This is a genomic window from Bacillus cereus G9842 (assembly GCF_000021305.1).
Classification (GTDB): domain Bacteria; phylum Bacillota; class Bacilli; order Bacillales; family Bacillaceae_G; genus Bacillus_A; species Bacillus_A thuringiensis_S.
This window is the reverse complement of sequence record NC_011775.1, coordinates 122,785-146,226: the sequence shown is the minus strand read 5'-3', so window position 1 is coordinate 146,226 and position 23,442 is coordinate 122,785. Positions and strand designations below refer to the sequence as shown.

Below are 23,442 nucleotides of genomic sequence, written 5' to 3'. Positions count from 1 at the left end.
ACTAGGAAATATTAGTTCAAGGTGTATAAATAGAATACTAAACACAATAAGGGTTTTGTATTTGACAATACGAAGTCCTTATTATATAAGGAGGATTTATTAATGGTAGGTACAACATTACAATGTAAAGAAAATATTAATATCCAAAAATTATTACCCCAATTTGATAAAACAACTCAAATCACTGTAGACTTTAGCTATTTTAGTGGTTCGCCGGGTTTAGTGTATAGTCCTATATTAAACTCAGTAGCCCTTTCTATAGACGAAATATGTTCGATTTTAGAATGCAATCCATATTTTATTAATGATGTTTGGGCAATTGGACTAAATAAATTAGAACATGTACCATGCATCGGTATAGGTTTTATTAATGATAGCAAACTTATAATTCCCAGGATAATTCGAGAGGAGATAAAAGAGGAACTAATGATTGAAAATCAACAGGGAATCTTAGGCTTTTATATCCAAGGACCAAAAGAACTAATTAGGCTTATACGTCCATGTGTGTGCTGTGATGAAATAGGGATGCATGTAGATGGAGATGAGTACTTTTGTGAGACATGCTTTAGTAAGAAACAAGCTGTACTGTATGAAGAGTATGAAAGATATATGGATGAAGAAGGCTATGAGTTGCTATCAAAGGATCTATAAAAGCATTCTTGGATTTGGAAATATAAATGGTAAGCTGTTATGAAAAATGAAATTCAAAGAGTTGTAATTAAATATATGCCTGAATTTTAAGTGATGTGAAATTAAAAAGCCCTAAATTTTAATAAGTGCTAAGATTATTTTGTAAGTTCTGCTCCCCTATATTTAATAACATGTTGGAGTATATCAAAAAAGTTAAAATGATTTTATAAAATGCGTTATTTTGTTGGAAAGATAAAGGAGGTGGTTTCATGAAACCTTTTGAGGTATTTCCATTTATTTTTTTGGGGGCTGGACTTTTATTTATATTGATGCTAGTGCTTGTAAATGTGCTTTTTCTAGCTCTTGAAATAGAATTACCTGCTCCCTTGAAATTTGCATTACCAGGAATGATTACGAGTCTAATTATGTTAGTTGTTATAAATTTTATATGATAAGTAGTTTATTTACTGGTTATACTATTTTATTTTTATAAAAAGATATTTAAATACAAGGGGGGTTCAGAAGTGAATAGTTACAAATTATGGTTAGACGGTAATGAAGAATTTAAGCATACAGAATTAGCAGAAACTCCAAGTAAAGCGAAGTACCAATTTTATAAGTACTTACAAGATGGGATTTGGGAAACGGATTTTAAAACATTTTTGAAATATGTGAGATGTAGAAAGGTAAGAAGAGCCGATATTACATGTATGTTTGGTGATAAAAAGCAGTTTGAACGTATGTGCGAGTTGAGAAAAATTAAATTTGCTTATCAAGGCATGAAAATTGAAGTATGTGGTCAAGTTGGAATCATTGTTGGAAGCACATCAGGATTAAATTTACAGGTCTCTTATTATAGTGATCCTTGGACTTCATATAATTGTCATCCATATTACGAAACAGCTTATTACGATAAAAAAGGAAACGTAGTGGCTGATTATCGTAAAGAAATAGTAACAGTTTAATCGAAAAGAGGATGGATATGAGAGCATATCAGGTAAGTGATGGTGAGTATTCACGGATATTCTTTGCTTAAACAGCAGGACAAGCTAGAAATTTTGGGAAGTGTGAGTTCGGTATTGATTTTATTGATGTAGAAGTCAGAAGAGCTAAATGGGCTGATCAATATAAACATGAAAACTCAATTCCAAAACAGGTTTATTTAGAGAAAGGCTGGTGGTGGGAATGCAGATGTGGAACACCACAATATGAGGAAAGCGCGATTGTTATTAAAGATATGGTTTATTGCGAGAATTGTAAGGAAAAAGCAGATATTAAAAAGAGCAGCTAGCAAAAACTAACTGCTCAGATCAAAAATGAAAATCTAGATGCATAGATAGTATATGACAAGTTATCGGTTATATTCAAGGGGGAGTGGGTATGGATATGAGAAAAGTTAAAGATTTTACAGGCAAGGTTGGAACAGAGTTTATGAGCTTCTTAATTGAAGGGGATAAATTGCATAGTGCCTATTATTCAAAGGTGGAAGTCATTATGGAAGATGGCGCAAAGAAGATGATCTGCATTAAGGATGATACAGCATTGAAAGGAATAGCTGAAGGACATACAAGAGCAGAAGCAATTAAAAAAGCAAAGAATTTCCTAAAGAGACAGAAAGAAAAACAAAGAGCAGCCAGCAAAAGCTAACTTCTCCTCCAATCATGGAATGTGGTTAATGGGTTGGCTACAGAATTGAAGGGAAATAGGGTTTTATACAGGGGGAAGAGAGGAAATGAAGAAATTCGGGAGTGCATTCTTCATAGTAAATGCACTAATAGCGTATTTATTCGCCGTGTTGATTTATACAGATATTATTCCTGTGTCAAAAGAAATAGTAACCATGTTATTAATTGTTGTAGGTTCATGCTTCCTTAGTTTTAGTACGAATGTAGGTGATGATTAATGGAAAAGAAAATCGTTCCTATAGCATCTTATGGATGGAATGCAGAAAAACAATATGTAGAGTTGCAATTGTTAATAAATGAAGAAATATATGTAATGCCAGTATATGAAAAAGATATAAAAGGTATGGAAACTTGGTTTTGGCTAAAGAAACATAATTTAATAAAATAATACTTTTTAATATTTTTCAAGAGGTGAGATGTGTGGAGAATAGAGAATTGACCATTTTAAAAAAACAATCAGATGAAACTTTTAAGTCCATAATGAATAGTAATTTAGCTTGTCTTGTTACTTTAATGTTGGGTAATTATTTACATACAATAGGAGAGATTCCAGAGTGGTCTACCATACTTATTGATTATGTTCTTCCTTGGAGTTATACACTAACAACTATTACATTGTTCATTAGGATTGTAAAAATTAAAAGAAATATGGACAGTCTAAAATTAAAGCGTTACTGTAATAAATTTTGAATTTTTTTAAAAAGAAGGTGAAGGCATGAATAAGCTCCTTGAATATGAAAAGTTTTCAAAGGACAAAAGAAATTTAATGTTAAAAAGTATTGATAATTTATATGATGCTTTGGATAGGAAATACTTGATCTTGATTGGGGATTTAAGAAGAGAAAAAAGTAAGTGGTTATTTAAGTGTACAGAGTTCATTGCTGCTACAAGTAAGGAAATGGAGAATATATATAAGATGCAACAAGAATTGCTATATTTTAAGGTCGAAATAGCAGAGCAGCGTCTTACAAAAGAAAGATATAAAAATTTCATCCTGTTTGTAAGCAGTTTAGATTAAGAATTTCTTGATACAGTAGAGCGTTACTATAAATATTGTCCTAAAGGGGATTATCTAATGAGAAATAGAAAGATTTTTATGAAATTGTCATGTGTTATAGCACTTTTTATGGTAGGAGGATGCTCTAGTTTTAACACAACTAATAAAGAACTAACAGTACAAAATTCTGTTGGGACTAAATCAGAATTACCGAAAGAAAGCGATTATTCAAATTCAAGATTCCAGGCAATAAAGCTTGATAAACATACACTTGTCTTAATTGATAAAGAAACAAAAGTTCAATATTTAAAAGTAGTTCGAAATGCAGGATTTGATGGAGGATTAGATATTGTACCTTTATATCAAGCGAATGGTAAACCATATGTAGGTAACGAAGTAAAAGATAATCGTTTTTCCATACAAAAAGTAGATAAATATACTTTTATTATCACTGATGAAGAAACAAAAGTTCAATATTTAAAGGTAGTTCGAAATGGAGGATTTGATGGTGGAGTTGTAATAAAACCTTTATTAAATACAGAAGGAGGATTACTTACAACTCAATAAAAAGAGAATTCGTAATAAAAGAATTCATTAGATTTCTTGAATATAGTATTATAATTTGAATTTTATTAGAAAAGAAGGTGAGTAGATGCATGTTTTTTATAAGTTAAACATTGATATGAAAGCAAATAGAACAATGGAAAAACCATATGAGATTCACATTGAAATTCACTATTTTAATAAAGAATTTCAAATGAGAATTCAAAATTTAGTTGAAAAATATAGACCAGCTTTTGAAATTAAATCTAAAAACTTCATTGTAAAACATTTACAAAAGAATAAGGTTAATATAAATCTTGTTAGTTATAGAAATAAGGAATATAAGGCTGTTATGACAGGTGATAACTCTTATTTATATAACTTAAACTACTTTAATTTCCAAAGCGGTTATTTTTCATTTTCAGAGCGTAATGCGGCCGAAGAAACAATGTATAAAATGAAAGAGATTATTAAAGGAACTTTAAATAAAGAAGCATTGATATTTCAACAGATATTTTAATGGAATTTGAATTTTATAGAAATTTAGGTGTGAGAATGAAATTTAATGAAAGCTTTATAAAATTTTTAGTATTAATTGGTTCGGGTGTATTAGCTTGGCTTCTAATTGAATATTACATGTTAAATTTTTAAAACAAAATTGTTCAGTCAAAGTTATCAAATCTTTAATATGTAACTATTAAATTGACTCGTATTAAGAAATATAGTTATTTTTAACATTAAATATAAGACGCATAATGCGTAACAAAGGGGATTAAACAATATGAAGATTTATGTATTTACTATAACTAATGGGATAACTGGTGTTGTAAATGGGGTTGTTTTTGTTGAACATGAGTGGGAAGTAACGTGTCGTTTAGCAGATTACTATAGTTCAACGGAAGATGAATTAATTGCAGATGGAGGATTAACTTATAGGGAAATAGATAATTTAGAACAACTTCGTGATCTATCAAATAATACAGATGTAATTGCTTTTATGTAATCTGTATTTCAAAGATTAATTATCTATTTTCATTTATAAAAAATTAGAAGGGATATGTATAATGAGTAAATCTAATGAAAATACCAATATACATTTCGTAATGTCTTTTGTAATTATTTTAATATCAATTGTAATAGGAGTATCTATATTCCCGGCAATAAAATCATCTATAACTGAATTTCAAATGGAAGAGGAGACATTAGCAAAAGGTAAGCTAGTAAACGCAAAGATTATTGATAAAAAATTTATAGAAGGTGATGCAGGAATTCCTGCTATGGGTGTTCCAGGTTCTCCAGCTAAATATCTGCTAACGCTATATGCAAATGATCAAACACAAGTATTAGACGTAAAAAGCGATTTCTTTAAAAAGATAGACGTAGGTGATGAAATTAAGGCTTATGAATACAAAGATCATCTATCAATAGAACAGGATAAGAGAAAAAGTGGGTGGGATTAAGAAAAAGGAGGATCTAAAAAGTGAATATATACAAGATAATTTTTTTAATACTTTTAGTGTCTGTTATACTGATGATTTTTCCTTCGATACTTATAAAAATCAAACATATTAAGAGGCTTAATAGTAAAAAGAAACCATTTAAACATGGTTCATCTAATGCTAAAAATGTAAAAGTAAATAAAAATGAAAATCATGTATATGTTATTAATCGATGCAAGGTTAATTATAGTAAAGAAGATAGAGAAATAATGAGTCGAATTTTCAACCAAAATAGGACCGTTTCTATTAATTCTAGTTCAAAACATTTCACTGATTCGGTTAAGACTAAGAAGGAGAATTCTATACAATTTAATAATGATTCCACTAATTTTACTAATAATAAAAGTGGTACAGACGTTGCTTTAGATATAGCGTTAGGTGTTGCTGTTATTTCCGCTAGCCAACAGGTAAGTAATTTACCTTCAACTACAAGTCCAGACTGCGGTCAGAACGTTGATACAAGCTTAGATTGTGGTGTATTTTAATGACGTTACAAAATTTATTTATAAATTAATGAAATCTTAGAAGTACATCATTTTGTATTTTTAATATGAAAGGGCGATTTGAAATGTTAATGAATACAATATTTCCTAGATTGTCTATGTTATTATTAATTGGTGTAATTATATATGACATTTATCTTTACCCAGAACAAAAGTTATTTTATGTGATTTTGGCATTCTTTTCCTTTTTCTTCATTGCGGATATTTTACTTACGATATTTAACAACCTATTAGATGCTGAAAAATAAGAGGGGAGTTTTATTAATGAATTACGAAGATTTTAAAAATAAAATAAAACAAATAGGTGGGAAAAGTATTAATATTGGCATGGATTCAAATAATAGCATTAATCCTTTAGGAATCAGTACTATTCATGCAGACGTAAATTATGAAAGAGAGTCAAAATGTAATAAAATAATGTGCATTTTAGAAGTGCATTTTGAAATTATTCTTACTTCGCATGAAAGAAATGTAATTCGTGAAATAGTAACTGAAAATATTGATAGAAGCATAAAGCAAGATTTTAAAGTTTTGTATAATGGATTATTACAGAAGGAAGAAGAAGGGGATACTAAATTAAAATGGCTGATTAGTGCTGTGAAAACCCTTATATAAATAATAGATTGCAAAAGAGATAATAGGGAGAAATTCCTTATTATCTCTTTTTTAGTTACAATGTTATGTTTAAAATTTTTCTTCAGAATGGATGATGTGTTATTGAAATAAAACTTAGCATAAAAAAGTCCCATTTTTTATAAAAATACAAACATAAAGAACGTAGGTTCGTGTATAATAAGAACAAATGTTCTTTGTAGGGGGATTTAAGATGTATGACTATTCTATTTTGCCGAATCGTATTATTTTATGTGTAGATCTTCGTAGCTTCTACGCTTCAGTCAGTTGTATCAAAATGGGCTTAGACCCACTTCACACAAAGTTAGCTGTAGTTGGCGATGTGAATAGAAGTGGTTCAATTGTGTTAGCTGCAACGCCACCATTAAAAGCATTAGGTGTAAAGAAGATGGTAAGAGCCTACGAAGTCCCTCGTAGAAAAGACATACTTGTGGTAAATCCAATTATGAGTACTTACATAAAATGCTCCAATTTCATCACGAGATTAGCTTTACAGTACGTTCCTATTGAGGATTTTCACCAATACTCCATCGATGAGTTTTTTATGGATATTACGGACAGTATTCATTTATTTGCTAACGATCCGTATGAGTTCGCCTTGAAATTCAAACGTGAGATATATGCAAAGACACGAATTGAATGCACGATAGGAATTGGGCCTAACCCTTTAATGAGTAAGGTTGCTTTAGATGTGGAAGCAAAGAAAACAAAAGATTGCATAGCATACTGGAAGTACGAAGATGTACAAAAAAAATTATGGCCAATACGACCACTCAGTAAATTTTGGGGGATTTCGGATAAAACAGAAGCGAAACTAAACCGTAAGGGAATACATTCAATAGGTGATTTAGCGCAATACCCACTAAAGTACTTAAAACAAAGCTTTGGAATAATTGGAGAAGAACTTCACTTGCATAGCAATGGCATTGATTTAAGCCGTATTTCAGAAAAATATGTTCCTGTAACAACTTCTATTGGTAAAAGCCAAATATTCATGCGAGATTACTCGATTGAAGAAGTACAGGTAGTATTGTTAGAACATATAGAAGAGGTATGTTATCGGTTAAGAAGAGAAAGAAAATTAACGCAAACAATACATTTCGCTGTTGGCTATAGCAGAGATTATAGTGGGGGGATTAAAAAGACCTGTACATTACCACGCCCAACTTGCTTGACGATGGATATTTACGCTGTTTGCATGCGATTTTTACATAGATTATATACGGGTGAGCCTATAAGAAGTATCTCTATATCATTCACTAATTTAGTAAAAGATGGGGAGGAGCAACTTTCGTTGTTTGATAATGTAGAAAGAAGAGAAAAAGAAATGAAATTAGCATATGTCATGGATGATATTCGGTCAAGATTCGGTAAGAACAGCATATTAAGAGGAATATCCTATTGTAATGAAAGTACAGCTAGAGAAAGAAATAAGTTGTTAGGGGGCCATAAAGCATGATGAATTCTCAAATGCCAAAGGGACGGAAGATGGTAAAATGGAATGCCTTTGCTAGTTTGCCGGAGCAGTTTCAGGGTATTAATGAAATTTTCAAGGAACAAAGCAAAATAAAGAAACCAATCTTGGATCAGCAGCAATTAGAGCAAATTGGCCAAGTATTAGAAAAGTCTTTATCTATAGAAGAAGAAGTACATATACTATATTATCGAAATGGTTATATACATAACGAAATGGTGACAGTAATAAAAATAGATCTATATAAAAGAGAAGTAATTACAACCGATGCTTTTCGAAATCGTTGTATATTTGGTATAGATGAAATTGTTGATTGTTATTTAGCCTGGTAAAGTGAAAGAAATACACCAGGTACTAAAAAAGAATGGTAATCAAAGAATAAGTTTTTGGTTAATTGCATAATTTGATTGTACTTAAATTTTTAAGCAGTTATTATTCAAGTAACGTATAATGAGTTAACTATTATTATTAAATTAAGGCTGTTTTTGTACATTTTTTCTAAAACACAAAAATATATATGACAACAGCCTTAATTTAATATTGTCCAATTTTTATGTTCGTTTGATTAAGCAGTATGCGTTGTAAATTAGATTCAAGAGTTTATTATTATTCACACTTAATATGAGATAGAATAGGTTCTAAATTAACCTTAAAATTGTATTATCAATATATAACTAAAATAGTATGAAGGAGAAAAAGAATGACAATTAGTATTAAGCAAACGGGACCTACTTGTGGAATTTATGCAATGTTAAATGGTTTATACAACTTAAACAAGATTAAGAGTGTTACTAAGAAACAGACTGATGATGTAGTTTGTAATTTATTAAGTGAAAATGTAATAACAAAAAGAGGTATTGCTATTAATGGTAATACCTTTTTAGGAGAATTTTTCGATTTAAATTTGTATAGAATGTTCCTAGATAATAATTTGGAGATATTCAATCAAGCAACTGGATGTGAAGATATAAAATATGATGTAAGTATAAAGAACATAGAACATCTAAATTCTAAGGAGTTAATTATGAAGTTACAACAGAATAAGTGTTTTGTACTTTTTAGTTTATGTACATATAAACGTCCTACAAAGGTTCATATAATTTCTCATTGGGTTTCTATAGTTGGTTATGATAATAAAACTAGTAAATATATTGTAGTAGATAGTCTAAAAGGAAAAATCAAGAAATACTCTTTGGAGCGATTATATCAAGGGAATAACCGGCTGCAAGATGCTCAGTTTCAATGGGAAAATTTTAAAATCGGTAAATTCCAATATTGGGAACACCCTTGGGGAATACACCCTGTTAAGAAGCATGTAAAAGAGCAATATGACAAGAAAAAGGCGTATTTAAAAGAGGGGATTATTAAGCATGAAGTACCTCATACATCAGGGGAAATGATAGTGGTTGAAAAATTATGAGCGCTAAGAGATTATTCTGGTTTATATAGAAATTGCAGCTGATCATATGGTTAGTAGGGCAGTAGTGAAATTATATATTATAAGTTTAGGAGCAAGAATATGAGTGAAATATTATTAAGAAGAGAAGATAATCCAAGAATATATAATGTAGTAGACAAGTTTTCTGCAAAATTAGGAATTAAGGATATAGTCGTATATGAAAAAAATTCCAAACCATTTTCTAATCAATATACTGGACTAGCAAAAAGAAAAGGATTAGTATTACCATCAGTTTTAATTAGGGATGCACAGTTACATCCTCATGTATTGAAGTTTTTTGTTGGGCATGAGTTAATCCATTTTTACCACAAAGAATATGGATCAAAACAGGCATATAATTCTTTCATTGCAAAATTATGTACTTTGTTTATGATAGAAGGCCCTATGCAAAAAGATAATGCAAAGGTGTTATTACAAGAGATGAGAGCAAATATAGAAGGTGCTGTAATAGCGGAATTAAGTAATAGTGAAATTATCGATGCACAAATTTTAGCTCAAAATAAGAATAATGACCCTCTTATCCCAGCTTCTTATAAAGTAGGATACCCAGATAGAAACATGATTTCTAATTTTTGTACTAAATATAAGAAGTTTGATGAAAGTGTTGCACGAATAATTTTAGATGACTTTTGTGATAAAATGCATATATCAAAAAAAGAACAATTTATTAATAAGATTGTGGATGATTTTTTTATTAATACTCTTTGAAGTGATTACATTAGAACATTCATAAAACCCCATTCATTTTGAAGAAATATGATTCATAATGGATGGGGTTCTACTATTTATATTAATATTATTATCAAACTTTATATTTCACCAAACAATGAAGACTGATTCCAATGAATTCTATTCAAATTGTCTTTTTTCTAAACGATCAATCGCTTCTCGTTTCTTTTCATTATTTATATTTGTATAGATACTAGTAACCTCAACAGAAGTGTGACCAAGTTGATCTCGTAGCAATACTAAGTCCTTGTTTTCCTTATAATGATTTGTAGCATATGTATGACGTAGCTTATGTGGGCTACGCTTTTCATCGAAGGCGCTTGAATACTTCTCTACTAAGTTCTGTATAGCGCGTACAGAAAGCTGTGTGTATTTTCCCTGGTACCTAGTTACAAATAGAATATCCTCTTCAGGCGGACACATATATTTCTCTAAACGTACTTTCATGTATTCCTGTACGTCGTCTAAACACGATTTCGTTGCGAGAATTGAAGATTTTTTATTACCTTTACGTGTCACCTTAATGGTTCCCTGTCGAAAGTTTATACTTGAGAGGGTAAGACTAGCTAATTCTGATACTCGAAGCCCAGTGCCTAAAATAAGGCTTATTAATGCTATATCACGTTCTTTGTCACGTAAAAAATAATTGTATTTACGTGTAGATGTCTCTTTTAAGATTGTTGCATAATCATTTATTAAAAATCGTAAGAATGCTACATCCTCATTATCATTAAAGATAATATTTGCCACTTCATCAGCTCTTGCTGCAGCATCAACTTTTTCTTTATGTAGTTCGATTTTCTCCATAACGTTACGTGAGAGATAGCTTTTTCCATGCTCATCTTCTGAATTCTGTGCTAAATATTTAAAGAGAGATTTTAAGGCAGAAAAGGTTCTATTAATAGCTCTAGTTTCAATTCCTTCACCTTGTAAGTACATGTGAAAGCGATTTACATCATTTAAGGGTAATGTCTGTAATGTCTCAATAGGTATATCGGTTATATTAGTAACCACGTTACCATTTACGACAGCTAATCGCTTAAGAATAATCCATTTAAAGAATTTTTCAAATTCAGTTATATATGCGTATAGAGTAGCAGGGGAGAGAGCAGTCTTCATTTCTAGGTATTCTATGACATACCAGGGCATATTATTTTTATGCTTTTCTACAAGAGCTTTAAAACGTTCTTTTTCTCTATTACTCATGGTGTACACCTCAAATCTTCTAATTAAGTGATAATATATACTATTAAAATGCTTCATAAATATGTATTGGACAACAAGAAAGGTATCAATTTTATATTGATACCTTTACTATACATAATTCTATTATAATCGACAATCTTCACGTTAAATACATTTTTAACGAACAGATGTTCTGTTTTTATGTTTGGAAAGCATTGATTCTTTTACTCTAGGCAATGCGAAAATATAACTAGTTCTTCTAAATGGAATATTATAAACAAAGCGACTATTTAGAGCAAGAAAAATCCACAGGAGTAGCATATGTAAAATATGACCTATACTCACTATAACTTGTAAGGTTTCTAGACTAAATACAAGGCTAATAATAGCAAGGGGAATCCATAGTAAAAAAGAAAACATTAAGATACTAGTGCTTAAACTTATAAAACGTGTTATTTTTGTATGCATACGCTTAATTTCTATACCTCCATTTAAATTAGTTAATATTATTTCTATCTACACATTAGTACGATAAATCATGCTATATTTAGCTTCAATATTAGGAATGCTACGACAAAACATGTGGTCACACATGAATGAATTACAACTTTAATTTTACCACGAGATATATCGTGGTTGTTGCAAAACAAAGTATGCTTTTTTATGTTTATATATCGTCGAATCTCTAGCGCTAGAAGAAAAGCATTTGCAAAACAGCACATAAACAAGAAAAATTCAATTAAAACTCGCATCATGACATTTTACCTCATTAAATAATAATATTTGATAATTAAATCATAACATAATAATATATAAACATCAACTGTTCGTTAAATAGGGATTTAACGCGAAGATGAAAAAGCGCAGTGTAATGTATTTTCCCCCCCTCTTTTGTACAAGGACATGAAAATGGATACTTTTTAGACATGAAAGTAGATACTTCATAAATGTCTTTTGTTACTTATGTAGAATTAAATTAAATTTTAGTTTTACTTCACAGTTAATTAGGTTTTACTGTGAAGTAAAACCGAGAGCGTGGCTCTCTTTTTTATACTACTTACTAGTTAACTTTGTTTCAAATTCAGTTAAATTAGTTGAAGCGTTACTAAATTTTTGTTCAGAAAGTTGACGAGATTTTCGTGCTTCTTTCATTCTGTCTTCCATTGGAGCTACACCTCGTATTCCTTGTAATATAGCATTTGCTGCATTTTCTCTATAATTTGCCGCAGCACCAAACTCTTCTCTAAATTTACTTATTTTTTCTTTTAAAACAGGGTCATTTATTTTATCGGATGCATTAAAGTTGATATTCTCATTTGACAATTCTCTGTATTTAGTTGATACAAGTTCCATTTGTTTTTGTAAAGCATTTTGATCTACAGTTGCTGGAGTTTCCCCCTCTTTGTTGAAAACTGATTTTACTTCTTGATTCCATATATCATTATACTCTTTTATCATGGAATCAATTTTAGGTTTAATTTCATTTTTGTATGTAACAGTATCCTTATCTGAAGAAGATTGAGGTTGTTCTTGTTTAGTGGTAGTCGCTGTATAATGCTGATCTATATTAAATCTAATTTTATATTTTCGAGTTTTTGCAATTGTCATTTCTGGGCTTTGCCTATGGATTTCAAAAGTAAAATCAACCCAGTTTATTGATTCTAAATCTTGGGTGCCGTAGTTTTTAAATACAACTTTATTATCCATTGTATCGTCAATTTTTAAAGTAGGGTGTAAACGAGCTGGTTTGGCAGCATTAAATGTATTAGTTAGTTCGCCCTGATCAGTAGTACCATGTACGTCATTAAAGTTAAGAGTAAAAGTAGAACTTGAAGTGTTCTCAATTGTAAAGGCTATACGAATAGAACCAATATCATTTCCGTCCAATACTTTTTCTTTATTTGTTAAAGATAGTTGGTTTATAGATACTTTAAGTCCATCAAAATCATCTTCGAATTTTGCATTATCATAAATTAGGAAATGCTCATTATTTAAACCATTAGGACTATATTTATAGGGTCCAGCATTAATAGTTGTATTTATTTCTTTTACCGATACCTCTTCTTTTGTAGCTTTTTTCTGTGTAGTGCTTAATTTTTTTGAGCTCTCTTGCTTTGATTTTTCCACTGTGCTAGCAGTATCATTAGATTCACACGCTGTCATCCCCATAAATAAAGTACTACATGTTAAAGCTACTAATAATTTCTTATTCAAAATTCAATTCCTCCAAATATTCAAATGTAATATTTATTATAACAAATTTAGTTTCCTATTTTTTTAAAAAGTATCCACTTTGGTGTCTTAATTTAAAAAAGTACCCATTTTCTTGTCATGAAATGATGACAAAAAAATGGGTACCAAATGAACTGTATCTGTTAATAATTCAGTATTTTACACTATAAGATTAGTTCCTACTTTCATGTCTTTGTACATCTTTGTACATGTAAAAAGACATGAAAATGGATATTTTTTATAAAGGGATTGCTGCAGTTAAATATATTAAAGAATTATTCATCCTTCTCTATTTACCTATACTATTATTTTTATCAATATATATAGCAAATTATAATGACTAAATAAATTTGATAGAAATCGTTTTAAAAAATTCACAAACGATTCAGCAGGTCTATATATTTTTGAAGTACTTTAAAATGTTATCTCGTAAAGTCCTATTTCTAAACATTTATTAATGGAATTAATAAATTGTTTAGAAGTAATGACTTTGCAGATTGTCTTAAGGGCTACATAATCCCAGGAATCCCCCTTTTACGTGTGTGGATTTCCCCTCTATCTTAGGAAGCTGAAAAGACCTATCTTTTTTTTAATACTCACTTTTTACAAATTAATAAACACTTATCAATTAAGGAAAGTTGAATATAAACTAATTAAGAAGCATAATACTATGTGAATACTTATTTACACATAAGAAAAATTCTCATAAAAAACAAGGGAATACCTTTTATTTAACTATAGTGGTGTTATATGATAATTAAATAGTTAGTGATTTTCTTGGAAAGGAGAATATCATGAACATAAAAGAGATGATTTTTGTTCTCTATGATTTAGGTATTTCTTTAGCTACACTTAGTAAATTATATAGAGAATCTAATGAAGAACAATTAAATCATCTGTTGGAAGGCGATTTCTTAGAACTGCAATTCTCACTTGGAGTTTTTAATGATAATGAACTTGAATTACTTTCCTCAATAGATTCAATTCAAAAAAGTAAATCAAACATCTCTAAGATATTAAGTGAATTTTCAGATGAGAAAATCGAATATTTTATATATTATGAAGATGGTTATCCAACTTCTCTGAAAAGTATCCCCTCTCCTCCTTTTTTTATTTTTATGAAGGGCAATAGAAGTTTATTAGAAAATAAATTCATTTGTTCTATTGTAGGGACAAGAAATCCAACAGATCAAACTTTGAAACAAATAGATAGTACTGTTCAAGAGATGGTATCAACAGATATCGTAATTGCAAGTGGCCTAGCATTAGGTACTGATATTCACGCACATAAGTGTACGTTAGATAGTAATGGTAAAACAATAGCTGTACTTCCAAGTCCTATTGACGATGTTACTCCTAAGAGTCATAAGCCCTATGCAAATGAAATATTAGCAAAAGATGGTCTTTTAATAAGCGAGTACTATAAAAGTGAAACTGTATTTAAAAAAACAAATTACATTCATCGCAACAGAATTATTTCTGGTCTTAGCAACGCTGTAATTATTGCAGAGTGCTCAGAAAAAAGTGGTACTATGCACACTGCTCGATATGCTTATAAACAAAAAAGACCGTTATATTGTTTTGATAACAAATCTACAGGTGTCCTAAAAATTTTGTCTAGTAATAGTGCAAGGATATACACAAATTTAAGTAATCTTAATTTCTAATTTTTCATTAATAAAGGAGTGATCTCTCAATGGCAAAAGCGGTTGTTCTAGCTAGGTTAACGGTTTTTGATGAAGATTTTAAGATGTATACTGGTGTTGAAGAGTTTATCAAAAATTTAAATGAAGATGGACATAAAATAATCGTCATTTCGCATGATACTGAAAGTATAAGAATTATGAAAGAAATCTTCGAGGAAACATTTGAGTTTAAAGTGATATGTACATACCGTAAAAGAATTCGAGAAAAAGTTAACGAAGATAATGCAAGTAGTTTTATTTTGGTCGGTAGCAGCGATGATGATTTAATATTAGCTGCTAATAAAAGAATTTTGATTATTAATCCTGCATGGAGTGTAAAGCAAGAGGAAAAGCCAGCTCGATATGGTATTACACTTGAAAGACCTAATCAATTACTTGAAGCAATTAGGCTTATTAATAATCAAAACAAATGGTATTATGAATTAGAAATAGATCAAAATACTACTGTATTAGCACTAACTTCTGCAAATACACTTAATGGTGATGTTGTACGAACAGAAAAAGAAGTTCTAATAGGATTTGAAAACCTATTAAAGTCTGGTGATAGAAATTATTTTAATACACTTTATTTTCACTTGATTTCAGGAGTAATGAAAAGTTCAGAATTACGAAATGTAGATAGATGGGGGATTTTCCCTTCTTCAAGTGTTAATTTAAATGAGGAACTTGAAGAACTTAAAGAGAGATGCCGATATCTAACATATAAAAAAATGAACAAGCCTTTATTTATTAGACATACTGCTGTAAATAAAAGCCGTAATACAGATCCTGAGATACGCCGTAGACAAGGTTGTATGAAACACTTTGATTCTATCGTATTAAATCCATACTATGCAAACAAGATTAAGGGACAAGTTGTGTGTGTAATAGATGACTATATTACTAATGGTATTTCTTTTGAGACGGCTAGAAATTTATTGCTTAAAGCTGGCGCAAAGAAGATCATACTGGTGGCATTAGGTCGATATAGAAAAGGACAACATGGAATTTACCAACATGAGGTTTACGATTTAAAGGGTAACATTACTAAACCAGGTTATAATTACACTTTGAATTCTAGAAAAAACTTAATTGGAAAATACGACAATAGTGCGAGAGATGAAGTGCGTCGTATATACGATATATTAAATGGATAATATATTGATAACATTAGAATTTAACAAAGGCTAGATATTTTTATTCTTACACAAAGAATTTACGCTTGAAGAATACGAAGAAATGTATGAAGACGATTATGCCTATTGGGGGTACGGAAACGATTTAAAGAATAGCCCGCCACATCTGAAAATATTTCCGTCTAAGAGAGGAACCTATCATGAAATAAGATGGGTTCTTGTTTTATTACCAAATTAGAATTATCTTATGGGGTTAATCATGCTAAACATTCAAATCACTTATCCTGGAATAAGTAATTTGAATGTAATCTATTGGCTAAAAGGTTACTTTCATTTTATTGTATTATTACTGGCTAAGTAGTTTAGACTTTCATGTCCCGTTATTGAGACAAGAAATTACCTACAAAATTTATGGTAATGGCTATTTATCAACGATTGTTCATAAGATTTTAGTTTAGACTTTTATGTCTTTCTACAGTACAACAACAAAGACATGAAAATGGGTACTTTTTAGAAAAGAAAGTGGATACTATTTTTAAGCGATAGAATGTGTGAAATTTAATTACATTAATAAATGTTATATATATCAATGCACGGGGTGTCTTTTCTTTATGATTTTACACAAATAAAAAAGCCTCGTTATAAGGAGGCTTTTTTATAATAAATAGATTTAATTAATTACTCCAACCCTCATAATAAGCTGTCCATGTTTTATCCATTTCTTTCGTTGCCCCTTTTAAATACCACGTGATACCAATTACAGTGACGACTTTGTTCGGTATCTCTTCTCTAGTAGCAAACCCTGGTACTCTCAGCGTTTTCTTTTCCGCTGCCATAGTAACGTTTTCTTGCTTCGGACTTTCAGTATTAGGTGTTGCAGCCATAGCTCCACCTGTACTAGATAACATAATACCAGTCGCTAATGCTCCAACTACTAATTTCTTGAACATAAAAATTCCCCCTCAAATATTTTTTTATAACTTGCACAACAAACTTAACACGTTTTACAAATAATGTTAGTTTATTAAACTTGATAAAATAATATTTAAGTATTCAGAAATTAAAATATCAAATAATTTTATGTAAACCATATTCTAACATCAGATCGTGATTATGCTTATTAACAAAGATATTCTTTCGTCTGTTCAATCCTTTACAGAAAATCGGCTTTTTATATATGATGACCCCTATATGAAAAATTCTTTAACGTACGGAATTCGCGTTTGGTTGGCGCTCCCCCTAGTAGTTAAAATTTCATTGTGTTTGCAGCTAGTTTTAAAAAGTACCCACTTGGTTGTTGTCTGTATGTGAAAAAGTATCCACTTTAGTGTCTCCGTTTAAAAAAATATCCATTTTCTTGTCCCGATATGCGGACAAGAAAATGGATACTAAATAAAATTCCCCCGTAGATAATTCAACATATTACACTATAAAATAAGTTCCTACTTCATGTCTTCCTACTTAATATTTACTATCTTTTATTATATTTATCATAGATTTTTTTATACACATCCAGATACCATAAATAAGTATCCACGTAACAAGACAAGATTGATAGATAGGAATTACAATTTCAGTTGTTGCAGCCTTTATAAAATTCCATACGGATATAAATATAGATTCTTGTAAATTAAAATAAAAATCTCCTAAAATCCTAGAGGGTTCTATGCTGGATATAGGTATTGTACTTATAATTAGAAATGTGATGAAAACAGCTATTGGTAGTGGTATTAAAAAAAAACCTACTGTCTTTCGTAGTGAATAGATCATAGTATTCTTTCCTTTCTAATTATAAAGTGAAATTGCAGTTTTTACTTTCCTTCCACACCTAGCTTTTCTCTCATCCAACTCGTAAATTCATCGTTTCTCATTTTTTCACTATTTGCCCCAGTTTCCTTTATAAATAATTCGAAGTATTCTCTTTGTGTGCTGTTTTTGGCGTCTGATAAAGAAAAATAAAATGTAGTTTTTGTAGATATAACTTTTGCTTCATCTCCAAATTCATTTATTTCTATAAGTTTGAGGGAATCCCCTTCAATCCTGTTAATGAAAGAAATTAAATCTAACCATCTTTGTTTTTTTGCCTGAGTACCCAGTATGTTTGGTGAAAGCCACATAGGTATATCGATAGGAGTATTGTTTTTTAAATATCCTTGTTGGAAGCAAATGAAATTTGAATCTTCCTTAATAACCTTTACTTCTAGTGTATATTCGTTAATGGTACAGGAAAATACCACTTCATTATGTTGATGTTTGGGATCATTCACGTATATATGTTTTTCCTTTGAGAAACCATTAGTTTTAATAGTCATATTTACCCATCTACGTTGAGTCATTTTTATCCTCCTATTTAAATTTTTTAATGTTTATATAGAAATAAAATAATTTAAAGGTCTGTCATTTAAAAATTACGCTTTCCCTTCAAATCTTTTAACTACTCTATGATTACCAGTATAATTTAAATTTATAAAGATTTCTTATAAAAAATTGTAAATTTATTTTTTGTTCCTAGTAATAGTTAAATTCCCCTAAACCAATCCTTGTTATAAAATTGATATGCAATCTTTGAAGTGTGTATTATTTGTTTATCTACATTCGCATAAGGTGTAGGATTTGTGGTTAGAAACATATTAGTTTTAAATATAATGAAGAAAAATCAGAAGTATTATTAGACGGAACCAAAACAGTTGTCTTATTTTATACTGAAATACGTTGTACAAAAATAAAAATAGATGAATTGTATTCCATGTTCGGATATACATTCATCTATTTTTTGGATTTAATTAGCATGGCCAAGGATTTGTATGATTTTATCAGCTTTGGAGTTTTCGATATGATAGTACATCTCTAACCCTTTTCTTTCAGCTTTAAGAGCTTTCCCTCTCATTTTAGATAAATGTTGCGATACTGTTGATTGTGGAATATCCAAAATGTCTGTTAATTGAGTTACATTTAGTGTTTTACTTTTAGCTAATTCACTTACAATTTGTAGACGTACAGGATGTGCCATTACTTTTAATAACTCTACGTTTTCTTCTGAAACCAATCCTTGCACGTTATCAGTATTAAAGTTGTTCATAATAAAACCTCACATTCAATTTAAAATTTAATAACATTTTATAATGTATATTCCTAATATTATTATATCGGAATGTCTTGTTTGTTTGACTATGGATTAATTATATAATTTCAACTTGTGCTATGTGTGGAGTTAAGATGTTTTTCATATGAAGTTTTTAGAGGATTCAAACAACTGAAAAAGCAACAAAGAGATAAAATCTCTTTGTTGCTTTAAATTAATGAATTATGCAGTATAAAACTACCAATGTCATCAATATACCCATATATATTATAGATAATCTAGGTTAGGAAATCAAAGGTAATGATTCCCTTAAGAAAATTGATTATCCATAATAAATTCAATAAATATTGATGGATCTAGTTCGAAAGTAATTTTCACATCAACAGTTACCTCTTCGTTTGTGTGTGGGTAATGATGTCCTACACATGTATTCATTACAAATTCTTGTTCAATTGCATTATTAAACGCAGTATTACTGATTTCATGTTTAATTTGTAGCACAGTACAATTAGATACCATTTGTTTTATTTGAGAGACATCAAACTCATCTAGATGGTCTATTACTTCGCTAACTTCAAGCTCTTTATCCCATGCTACTGCATCATCTAACTCTGAGGAATCATAATTTATCGAATAACAGTCATCTACTAATACGTCGAATAGTGCCTTGTCAAAAATAGCCTCTAAATATTCTAATAAAAATGCATTTATTTCTTCATCATCCCAAAATGCATTTATTACAGATGCATCTTCAGAAGAAATTCGCGATTCAAGATCTTCCATATATAATAAATCTTTTAAAATGGCTATATCTTTTTTGAATAATTTAAGAAATGAATCATAGCTACCATAGGTCATTTCAATATAATTAGCATCATCTTTATCTAGTGATATATTACATAACAAACAGTGGCCATAATACATTACTTCTTCGGCAGCTTCAAAGTATACATATTCTTTTTTAAAGAATTCCTCTTTGCAACATGGACATTCATGAAATTTAATTAAAGATTCACTGTCTCTTTCTTTCTTTTTCCCGTTTAAAAATTTATTAAACTCTTTATCATCTTCTTTGTGTTCATTAATAAACTGATTAGATATAAAGACTTTTTTTAATAAAGTGAAGTGTCTAATGAATTTCCAAATATGTAAATCGTTAACTTGACTTGTGCCTTTTAAATCGAGTTTATGTTCTTTTACATATTCTTTAAAGTTAGGTAATTTTTCATTGTAAATTGGAAAAACAATAGTTAATACTTGTGCTATTAAATATTTAACTAGTTCCTCAGTTAAATCATATTCATGGTGAGTAATAGAGTTTCTCAACTTATTTAATTTATCAAATGTTCCATAATCAATTTTTGAAATGTTTAAGTCATTTAAAACTGCTGCACGATCGATCGCTTCCATATAAGTTATAGTATTACCTTGGTAACTCTTAGAGTTCTCACCATTATTGTTCAATTTATATTTCATTTCTTTTGTGAAATAATCATTTAAATCTTTAAAAATAAGTAGTTCTTGTTTCTCCTTTACTAAATACTTAAAAAGAGTTTCTGTAGAATGGTGTATACCTATTATTGCATCTTTTATAATGTATTCTCTATCACTTTCTGGAGCTGTTTCTAATTGTTTTAAATTATGAATAGCATTTTTCAAGGAATGTAGCCCGTTTTCAAGAATGTCCATTTAAAGTCCCCCATTGGAATAATTAAAAGTTTTAGAAATTTATTATGCCGCTATAGTTGAAATCGCTTGTTTATAAATAAGCTGTTGTTTTCCATTTACTAATATAAGAACAGTGAATCTGTCTACACCAGAAATTTCACCCATGATTCTAACACCACTTTTTAAAAATATAGTGACCTTTTTGTTAGTAGAAGATAAATTCTTATATAATTCTTCTTGGAAATCTTGCATTCTCGTACGCTCCCTTTCATTAGGATAATAACCTTATTTGTAAATGTAAATAAAATAATACCCTATTTTTTCTTTAATGAATAATTTCTATAAAAAAGTAGTAAAGGGTGTCTCAAGTCCTTTACTACTTTCACTTACCAGTTATAACTTAGTTTTCTTACTATCAAGGTACCTATATTTTATCAAAAGAATAAATTTTCTGTCAAATAATCCTAAACTTATAAAGTACTCCAGGCATATAATTTAACTATATTGTTAAATATGCTATAATATGATTTATATCACTAAGAAACTAGGGTTGTATCCACTTTGGACCATCGTTTTATACGGTGGTCTTTTAGTTTATATACAATCTATATTATGCGTTAACTCTTTTGTGTGCTTCTTACTAAGAATGCATCTTATGAAAAAAGAAACTAAGGTTCGTTTATCTAACTCAACAAAATCGCTGGGTTGCTTATTATTTTCTACTTTGACCATACAATCTGTTACCACTAAAGTTTAATGACACGTATAAGCTCTTTTATAACTCTACTAATGAAAATGTATACCTATAATAAAAAAGCTCTCACAATTAATGTGAGAGCTTTATAACCTAATTATACTATTTCATTCTGTTTTCAATCTCATCCCTAGAATTGTACAATTCGTTAATCTGTTGACGCTTTGTTTCGTTCATATAAGGGGTGTCCTTCTCATTTTGTTTCTGCTCTGTTTGCTCTTGGGGTAATGGTTTATATGGATCTAGCTTTTGCTCTCTAATTCCGTTGTACATGATGACACCTAAAACAATAACTATAAGCCCTAATAAGATCATGAATTCTTTCAATGTCTGCTTACTCATCGCTGCTTGCTTCACTCCTTGTGTTAAAATCTCTCTTGTTGTCCTCCAACTTCCAATTTACTTTCTACACGTTGTTTACAATTTCCCTCAATTTTCCTGCATAGGAAATTGTGTGGTTATTTATACTAAAACCATTTTTAAAAGCAGATATTTTTTGTCTTTTATATAATGTAAATAGGGTAGAAAGATTTAGTCATTTGTCCCTAACTAATGCATTTATGATTTATATTTTAAATGCGTATTTCATATTATTATTATATAATAATTAAATTGATGCAAGGAGGTTTTTTATATGGCTATAGATATGCAGAATTTTATTACTGAAAGTTTTATTAGACTTTTTCAATTCATAGGTATTGTAAGTTTATTTTTTGTAGTTTGCATAAGTATATATTACATCGTCAACCGCTATACTCAAATAAACTTATCATTTGGCTTGGTGGTAGGCATATGTGCTTCTGTAGGAGCTTGGGCGTTAGTGTTGTTGTAACAGCATCTATTTGCTATTTTAATTATGATATAAACGAAGTTCTAAGTGAAATTCGTTAATCATAAGGGGAATTAAATTACACAATTTTAGTTCCCCTTTTTAATTTATATAATTCATATTGGAAAACCTTGGAGGTAAAAAAAGAGAAAGTATGAGTGGTTTATTAGCTTATTTTTGTTTTTTTGTGCGATAGTTTCCCCATATTTCTTCATGAAGTTTTAAGAAGAAAAAAACAAAAGAAGAGAAGAGGATAAAGAATGCATGAATGCACAATGTTTAGTGAAGTTTTTTTGACGCAAGATATTGATATTATTGCGAGTGAAATAGTATATCATGCTTTTCAATTTTTACTAAAGGCGTTACCTTTTGTTTTTTTATCTTGTTTATTATCTTGGGTTGTTTTCACTGTAATGGGTATATTTCCTTATTATAAACAGAAAAACAACAATAACATTTCAACGGAGCAGAATAACAACGTATTAAATCTACCTAAAGTTAAAATAGAGGAAAAAGGTTAATATTATGCCTTTAGAAAATTTTAATAATGCTTTCATGAGTTTATAACCAGGTTTATTAGATAGTTTACTAGCTTTTTGTTGTCATAACAGCATCTATTTGCTATTTTAATTATGATATAAACGAAGTTTTAAGTAAAATACGTTAATCATAAGGGGAACTAAATTACATAATCTTAGTTTCCTTTTTAATTTATATAA

The 23,442-nt window shown here is 29.6% G+C and carries 31 protein-coding genes; 23 read left to right on the top strand and 8 right to left on the bottom strand.

Going from position 1 to position 23,442, the window contains the following annotated elements; translation table 11 throughout:
- Positions 1-102 precede the first annotated feature (102 nt).
- The 19 genes from BCG9842_RS28135 (at position 103) to BCG9842_RS28055 (ending at position 10,131) form a co-directional block, all read left to right on the top strand.
- Positions 103-651, top strand: coding sequence for a hypothetical protein (locus tag BCG9842_RS28135; protein ID WP_000233158.1), 549 nt, complete (start codon positions 103-105; stop codon positions 649-651).
- Between the two features lie 248 nt (positions 652-899).
- Positions 900-1,082, top strand: coding sequence for a hypothetical protein (locus tag BCG9842_RS28130; protein ID WP_000801984.1), 183 nt, complete (start codon positions 900-902; stop codon positions 1,080-1,082).
- A gap of 72 nt (positions 1,083-1,154) precedes the next feature.
- A complete protein-coding gene (locus BCG9842_RS28125) occupies positions 1,155-1,595 on the top strand; it encodes a hypothetical protein (protein ID WP_001089807.1) in 441 nt (146 codons plus the stop codon).
- 415 nt (positions 1,596-2,010) lie between these two features.
- Positions 2,011-2,277 (top strand): hypothetical protein, encoded by a 267-nt coding sequence (locus BCG9842_RS28120; protein ID WP_000367562.1) that lies wholly within the window; start codon positions 2,011-2,013, stop codon positions 2,275-2,277.
- An 85-nt stretch (positions 2,278-2,362) separates the two neighbouring features.
- A complete protein-coding gene (locus BCG9842_RS31490) occupies positions 2,363-2,533 on the top strand; it encodes a hypothetical protein (protein WP_000713399.1) in 171 nt (56 codons plus the stop codon).
- Positions 2,533-2,703, top strand: coding sequence for a hypothetical protein (locus BCG9842_RS31485; protein ID WP_000412239.1), 171 nt, complete (start codon positions 2,533-2,535; stop codon positions 2,701-2,703). The genes BCG9842_RS31490 and BCG9842_RS31485 overlap by 1 nt, the downstream gene beginning before the upstream one ends.
- A gap of 32 nt (positions 2,704-2,735) precedes the next feature.
- Complete coding sequence (locus tag BCG9842_RS28115; protein ID WP_000431500.1) at positions 2,736-3,005, top strand: hypothetical protein; 270 nt, start codon at positions 2,736-2,738, stop codon at positions 3,003-3,005.
- 25 nt (positions 3,006-3,030) lie between these two features.
- Entirely contained in the window at positions 3,031-3,333 is a 303-nt protein-coding gene (locus BCG9842_RS28110; RefSeq protein WP_001037638.1) for a hypothetical protein, read from the top strand.
- Positions 3,334-3,390: 57 nt separating this feature from the next.
- Complete coding sequence (locus tag BCG9842_RS28105) at positions 3,391-3,879, top strand: hypothetical protein (RefSeq protein ID WP_001245938.1); 489 nt, start codon at positions 3,391-3,393, stop codon at positions 3,877-3,879.
- Between the two features lie 85 nt (positions 3,880-3,964).
- Positions 3,965-4,375 carry a hypothetical protein gene (locus tag BCG9842_RS28100; protein ID WP_000557945.1) on the top strand — a complete coding sequence of 137 codons (411 nt, stop codon included), beginning with the start codon at positions 3,965-3,967 and terminating at the stop codon, positions 4,373-4,375.
- 261 nt (positions 4,376-4,636) lie between these two features.
- Entirely contained in the window at positions 4,637-4,858 is a 222-nt protein-coding gene (locus BCG9842_RS28095; protein WP_000708788.1) for a hypothetical protein, read from the top strand.
- A gap of 61 nt (positions 4,859-4,919) precedes the next feature.
- Positions 4,920-5,315: a hypothetical protein gene (locus BCG9842_RS28090; protein WP_000045907.1), complete on the top strand. Its 396-nt coding sequence runs from the start codon at positions 4,920-4,922 to the stop codon at positions 5,313-5,315.
- Between the two features lie 20 nt (positions 5,316-5,335).
- Entirely contained in the window at positions 5,336-5,839 is a 504-nt protein-coding gene (locus BCG9842_RS28085) for a hypothetical protein (RefSeq protein WP_001028922.1), read from the top strand.
- A gap of 83 nt (positions 5,840-5,922) precedes the next feature.
- On the top strand, positions 5,923-6,105 hold the full coding sequence (locus BCG9842_RS28080; RefSeq protein WP_000928942.1) for a hypothetical protein: 183 nt from the start codon (positions 5,923-5,925) through the stop codon (positions 6,103-6,105).
- A gap of 16 nt (positions 6,106-6,121) precedes the next feature.
- Complete coding sequence (locus BCG9842_RS28075) at positions 6,122-6,472, top strand: hypothetical protein (protein WP_001105312.1); 351 nt, start codon at positions 6,122-6,124, stop codon at positions 6,470-6,472.
- Positions 6,473-6,683: 211 nt separating this feature from the next.
- On the top strand, positions 6,684-7,949 hold the full coding sequence (locus tag BCG9842_RS28070; protein ID WP_000272556.1) for a Y-family DNA polymerase: 1,266 nt from the start codon (positions 6,684-6,686) through the stop codon (positions 7,947-7,949).
- Entirely contained in the window at positions 7,946-8,296 is a 351-nt protein-coding gene (locus tag BCG9842_RS28065) for a YolD-like family protein (RefSeq protein WP_000982065.1), read from the top strand. The genes BCG9842_RS28070 and BCG9842_RS28065 overlap by 4 nt, the downstream gene beginning before the upstream one ends.
- A 368-nt stretch (positions 8,297-8,664) precedes the next feature.
- A complete protein-coding gene (locus tag BCG9842_RS28060; protein ID WP_000155826.1) occupies positions 8,665-9,384 on the top strand; it encodes a hypothetical protein in 720 nt (239 codons plus the stop codon).
- Between the two features lie 99 nt (positions 9,385-9,483).
- Positions 9,484-10,131 carry a hypothetical protein gene (locus BCG9842_RS28055; RefSeq protein ID WP_001289819.1) on the top strand — a complete coding sequence of 216 codons (648 nt, stop codon included), beginning with the start codon at positions 9,484-9,486 and terminating at the stop codon, positions 10,129-10,131.
- 141 nt (positions 10,132-10,272) lie between these two features.
- Here BCG9842_RS28055 and xerS read toward each other — a convergent pair whose 3' ends face one another.
- Entirely contained in the window at positions 10,273-11,358 is a 1,086-nt protein-coding gene (gene xerS, locus BCG9842_RS28050) for a tyrosine recombinase XerS (RefSeq protein ID WP_000071016.1), read from the bottom strand.
- Between the two features lie 1,032 nt (positions 11,359-12,390).
- Positions 12,391-13,551, bottom strand: coding sequence for a hypothetical protein (locus BCG9842_RS28045; RefSeq protein WP_001035643.1), 1,161 nt, complete (start codon positions 13,549-13,551; stop codon positions 12,391-12,393).
- Positions 13,552-14,363: 812 nt separating this feature from the next.
- On the opposite strand from BCG9842_RS28045, the gene BCG9842_RS28040 reads away from it, so the two are divergent.
- Together BCG9842_RS28040 and BCG9842_RS28035 are read left to right on the top strand one after the other, a co-directional pair.
- The gene (locus BCG9842_RS28040) at positions 14,364-15,236 is read left to right on the top strand and encodes a DNA-processing protein DprA (protein ID WP_001021845.1); all 873 of its coding nucleotides are present in this window, start codon (positions 14,364-14,366) and stop codon (positions 15,234-15,236) included.
- Positions 15,237-15,265: 29 nt separating this feature from the next.
- A complete protein-coding gene (locus BCG9842_RS28035) occupies positions 15,266-16,411 on the top strand; it encodes a phosphoribosyltransferase (RefSeq protein WP_001029813.1) in 1,146 nt (381 codons plus the stop codon).
- A gap of 653 nt (positions 16,412-17,064) precedes the next feature.
- Here the strand turns inward: BCG9842_RS28035 and BCG9842_RS28030 are convergent.
- From BCG9842_RS28030 to BCG9842_RS28000, 6 genes are all read right to left on the bottom strand, one after another.
- Positions 17,065-17,340, bottom strand: a complete 276-nt coding sequence (locus BCG9842_RS28030; RefSeq protein WP_000473827.1) for an LCI fold-containing protein — start codon at positions 17,338-17,340, stop codon at positions 17,065-17,067.
- An 861-nt stretch (positions 17,341-18,201) separates the two neighbouring features.
- The gene (locus tag BCG9842_RS28020) at positions 18,202-18,726 is read right to left on the bottom strand and encodes a hypothetical protein (RefSeq protein ID WP_000194246.1); all 525 of its coding nucleotides are present in this window, start codon (positions 18,724-18,726) and stop codon (positions 18,202-18,204) included.
- A gap of 443 nt (positions 18,727-19,169) precedes the next feature.
- Positions 19,170-19,469, bottom strand: coding sequence for an ArsR/SmtB family transcription factor (locus BCG9842_RS28015; RefSeq protein ID WP_001058872.1), 300 nt, complete (start codon positions 19,467-19,469; stop codon positions 19,170-19,172).
- Positions 19,470-19,781: 312 nt separating this feature from the next.
- Positions 19,782-21,161, bottom strand: a complete 1,380-nt coding sequence (locus tag BCG9842_RS28010; RefSeq protein WP_000353157.1) for a hypothetical protein — start codon at positions 21,159-21,161, stop codon at positions 19,782-19,784.
- 42 nt (positions 21,162-21,203) lie between these two features.
- The gene (hfq, locus tag BCG9842_RS28005) at positions 21,204-21,392 is read right to left on the bottom strand and encodes an RNA chaperone Hfq (protein ID WP_001150836.1); all 189 of its coding nucleotides are present in this window, start codon (positions 21,390-21,392) and stop codon (positions 21,204-21,206) included.
- A gap of 604 nt (positions 21,393-21,996) precedes the next feature.
- Entirely contained in the window at positions 21,997-22,236 is a 240-nt protein-coding gene (locus tag BCG9842_RS28000; RefSeq protein WP_041488202.1) for a hypothetical protein, read from the bottom strand.
- Positions 22,237-22,528: 292 nt separating this feature from the next.
- On the opposite strand from BCG9842_RS28000, the gene BCG9842_RS27995 reads away from it, so the two are divergent.
- Positions 22,529-22,726, top strand: coding sequence for a hypothetical protein (locus BCG9842_RS27995; RefSeq protein ID WP_000963356.1), 198 nt, complete (start codon positions 22,529-22,531; stop codon positions 22,724-22,726).
- Positions 22,727-22,983: 257 nt separating this feature from the next.
- Positions 22,984-23,244, top strand: coding sequence for a hypothetical protein (locus BCG9842_RS27990; protein WP_000544048.1), 261 nt, complete (start codon positions 22,984-22,986; stop codon positions 23,242-23,244).
- The last annotated feature ends 198 nt before the right edge of the window (positions 23,245-23,442 follow it).

What these genes read in the sequence shown, in the direction of transcription:
- BCG9842_RS28135 (WP_000233158.1), top strand. Translation starts at nt 103, where the DNA reads ATGGTAGGTACAACATTACAATGTAAAGAAAATATTAATATCCAAAAA.
- BCG9842_RS28130 (WP_000801984.1), top strand. Translation starts at nt 900, where the DNA reads ATGAAACCTTTTGAGGTATTTCCATTTATTTTTTTGGGGGCTGGACTT.
- BCG9842_RS28120 (WP_000367562.1), top strand. Translation starts at nt 2,011, where the DNA reads ATGGATATGAGAAAAGTTAAAGATTTTACAGGCAAGGTTGGAACAGAG.
- BCG9842_RS31490 (WP_000713399.1), top strand. Translation starts at nt 2,363, where the DNA reads ATGAAGAAATTCGGGAGTGCATTCTTCATAGTAAATGCACTAATAGCG.
- BCG9842_RS31485 (WP_000412239.1), top strand. Translation starts at nt 2,533, where the DNA reads ATGGAAAAGAAAATCGTTCCTATAGCATCTTATGGATGGAATGCAGAA.
- BCG9842_RS28110 (WP_001037638.1), top strand. Translation starts at nt 3,031, where the DNA reads ATGAATAAGCTCCTTGAATATGAAAAGTTTTCAAAGGACAAAAGAAAT.
- BCG9842_RS28105 (WP_001245938.1), top strand. Translation starts at nt 3,391, where the DNA reads ATGAGAAATAGAAAGATTTTTATGAAATTGTCATGTGTTATAGCACTT.
- BCG9842_RS28100 (WP_000557945.1), top strand. Translation starts at nt 3,965, where the DNA reads ATGCATGTTTTTTATAAGTTAAACATTGATATGAAAGCAAATAGAACA.
- BCG9842_RS28095 (WP_000708788.1), top strand. Translation starts at nt 4,637, where the DNA reads ATGAAGATTTATGTATTTACTATAACTAATGGGATAACTGGTGTTGTA.
- BCG9842_RS28090 (WP_000045907.1), top strand. Translation starts at nt 4,920, where the DNA reads ATGAGTAAATCTAATGAAAATACCAATATACATTTCGTAATGTCTTTT.
- BCG9842_RS28080 (WP_000928942.1), top strand. Translation starts at nt 5,923, where the DNA reads ATGTTAATGAATACAATATTTCCTAGATTGTCTATGTTATTATTAATT.
- BCG9842_RS28075 (WP_001105312.1), top strand. Translation starts at nt 6,122, where the DNA reads ATGAATTACGAAGATTTTAAAAATAAAATAAAACAAATAGGTGGGAAA.
- BCG9842_RS28070 (WP_000272556.1), top strand. Translation starts at nt 6,684, where the DNA reads ATGTATGACTATTCTATTTTGCCGAATCGTATTATTTTATGTGTAGAT.
- BCG9842_RS28065 (WP_000982065.1), top strand. Translation starts at nt 7,946, where the DNA reads ATGATGAATTCTCAAATGCCAAAGGGACGGAAGATGGTAAAATGGAAT.
- BCG9842_RS28060 (WP_000155826.1), top strand. Translation starts at nt 8,665, where the DNA reads ATGACAATTAGTATTAAGCAAACGGGACCTACTTGTGGAATTTATGCA.
- BCG9842_RS28055 (WP_001289819.1), top strand. Translation starts at nt 9,484, where the DNA reads ATGAGTGAAATATTATTAAGAAGAGAAGATAATCCAAGAATATATAAT.
- xerS (WP_000071016.1), bottom strand. Translation starts at nt 11,358, where the DNA reads ATGAGTAATAGAGAAAAAGAACGTTTTAAAGCTCTTGTAGAAAAGCAT.
- BCG9842_RS28040 (WP_001021845.1), top strand. Translation starts at nt 14,364, where the DNA reads ATGAACATAAAAGAGATGATTTTTGTTCTCTATGATTTAGGTATTTCT.
- BCG9842_RS28035 (WP_001029813.1), top strand. Translation starts at nt 15,266, where the DNA reads ATGGCAAAAGCGGTTGTTCTAGCTAGGTTAACGGTTTTTGATGAAGAT.
- BCG9842_RS28030 (WP_000473827.1), bottom strand. Translation starts at nt 17,340, where the DNA reads ATGTTCAAGAAATTAGTAGTTGGAGCATTAGCGACTGGTATTATGTTA.
- BCG9842_RS28020 (WP_000194246.1), bottom strand. Translation starts at nt 18,726, where the DNA reads ATGACTCAACGTAGATGGGTAAATATGACTATTAAAACTAATGGTTTC.
- BCG9842_RS28015 (WP_001058872.1), bottom strand. Translation starts at nt 19,469, where the DNA reads ATGAACAACTTTAATACTGATAACGTGCAAGGATTGGTTTCAGAAGAA.
- BCG9842_RS28010 (WP_000353157.1), bottom strand. Translation starts at nt 21,161, where the DNA reads ATGGACATTCTTGAAAACGGGCTACATTCCTTGAAAAATGCTATTCAT.
- hfq (WP_001150836.1), bottom strand. Translation starts at nt 21,392, where the DNA reads ATGCAAGATTTCCAAGAAGAATTATATAAGAATTTATCTTCTACTAAC.
- BCG9842_RS28000 (WP_041488202.1), bottom strand. Translation starts at nt 22,236, where the DNA reads ATGAGTAAGCAGACATTGAAAGAATTCATGATCTTATTAGGGCTTATA.
- BCG9842_RS27995 (WP_000963356.1), top strand. Translation starts at nt 22,529, where the DNA reads ATGGCTATAGATATGCAGAATTTTATTACTGAAAGTTTTATTAGACTT.
- BCG9842_RS27990 (WP_000544048.1), top strand. Translation starts at nt 22,984, where the DNA reads ATGCATGAATGCACAATGTTTAGTGAAGTTTTTTTGACGCAAGATATT.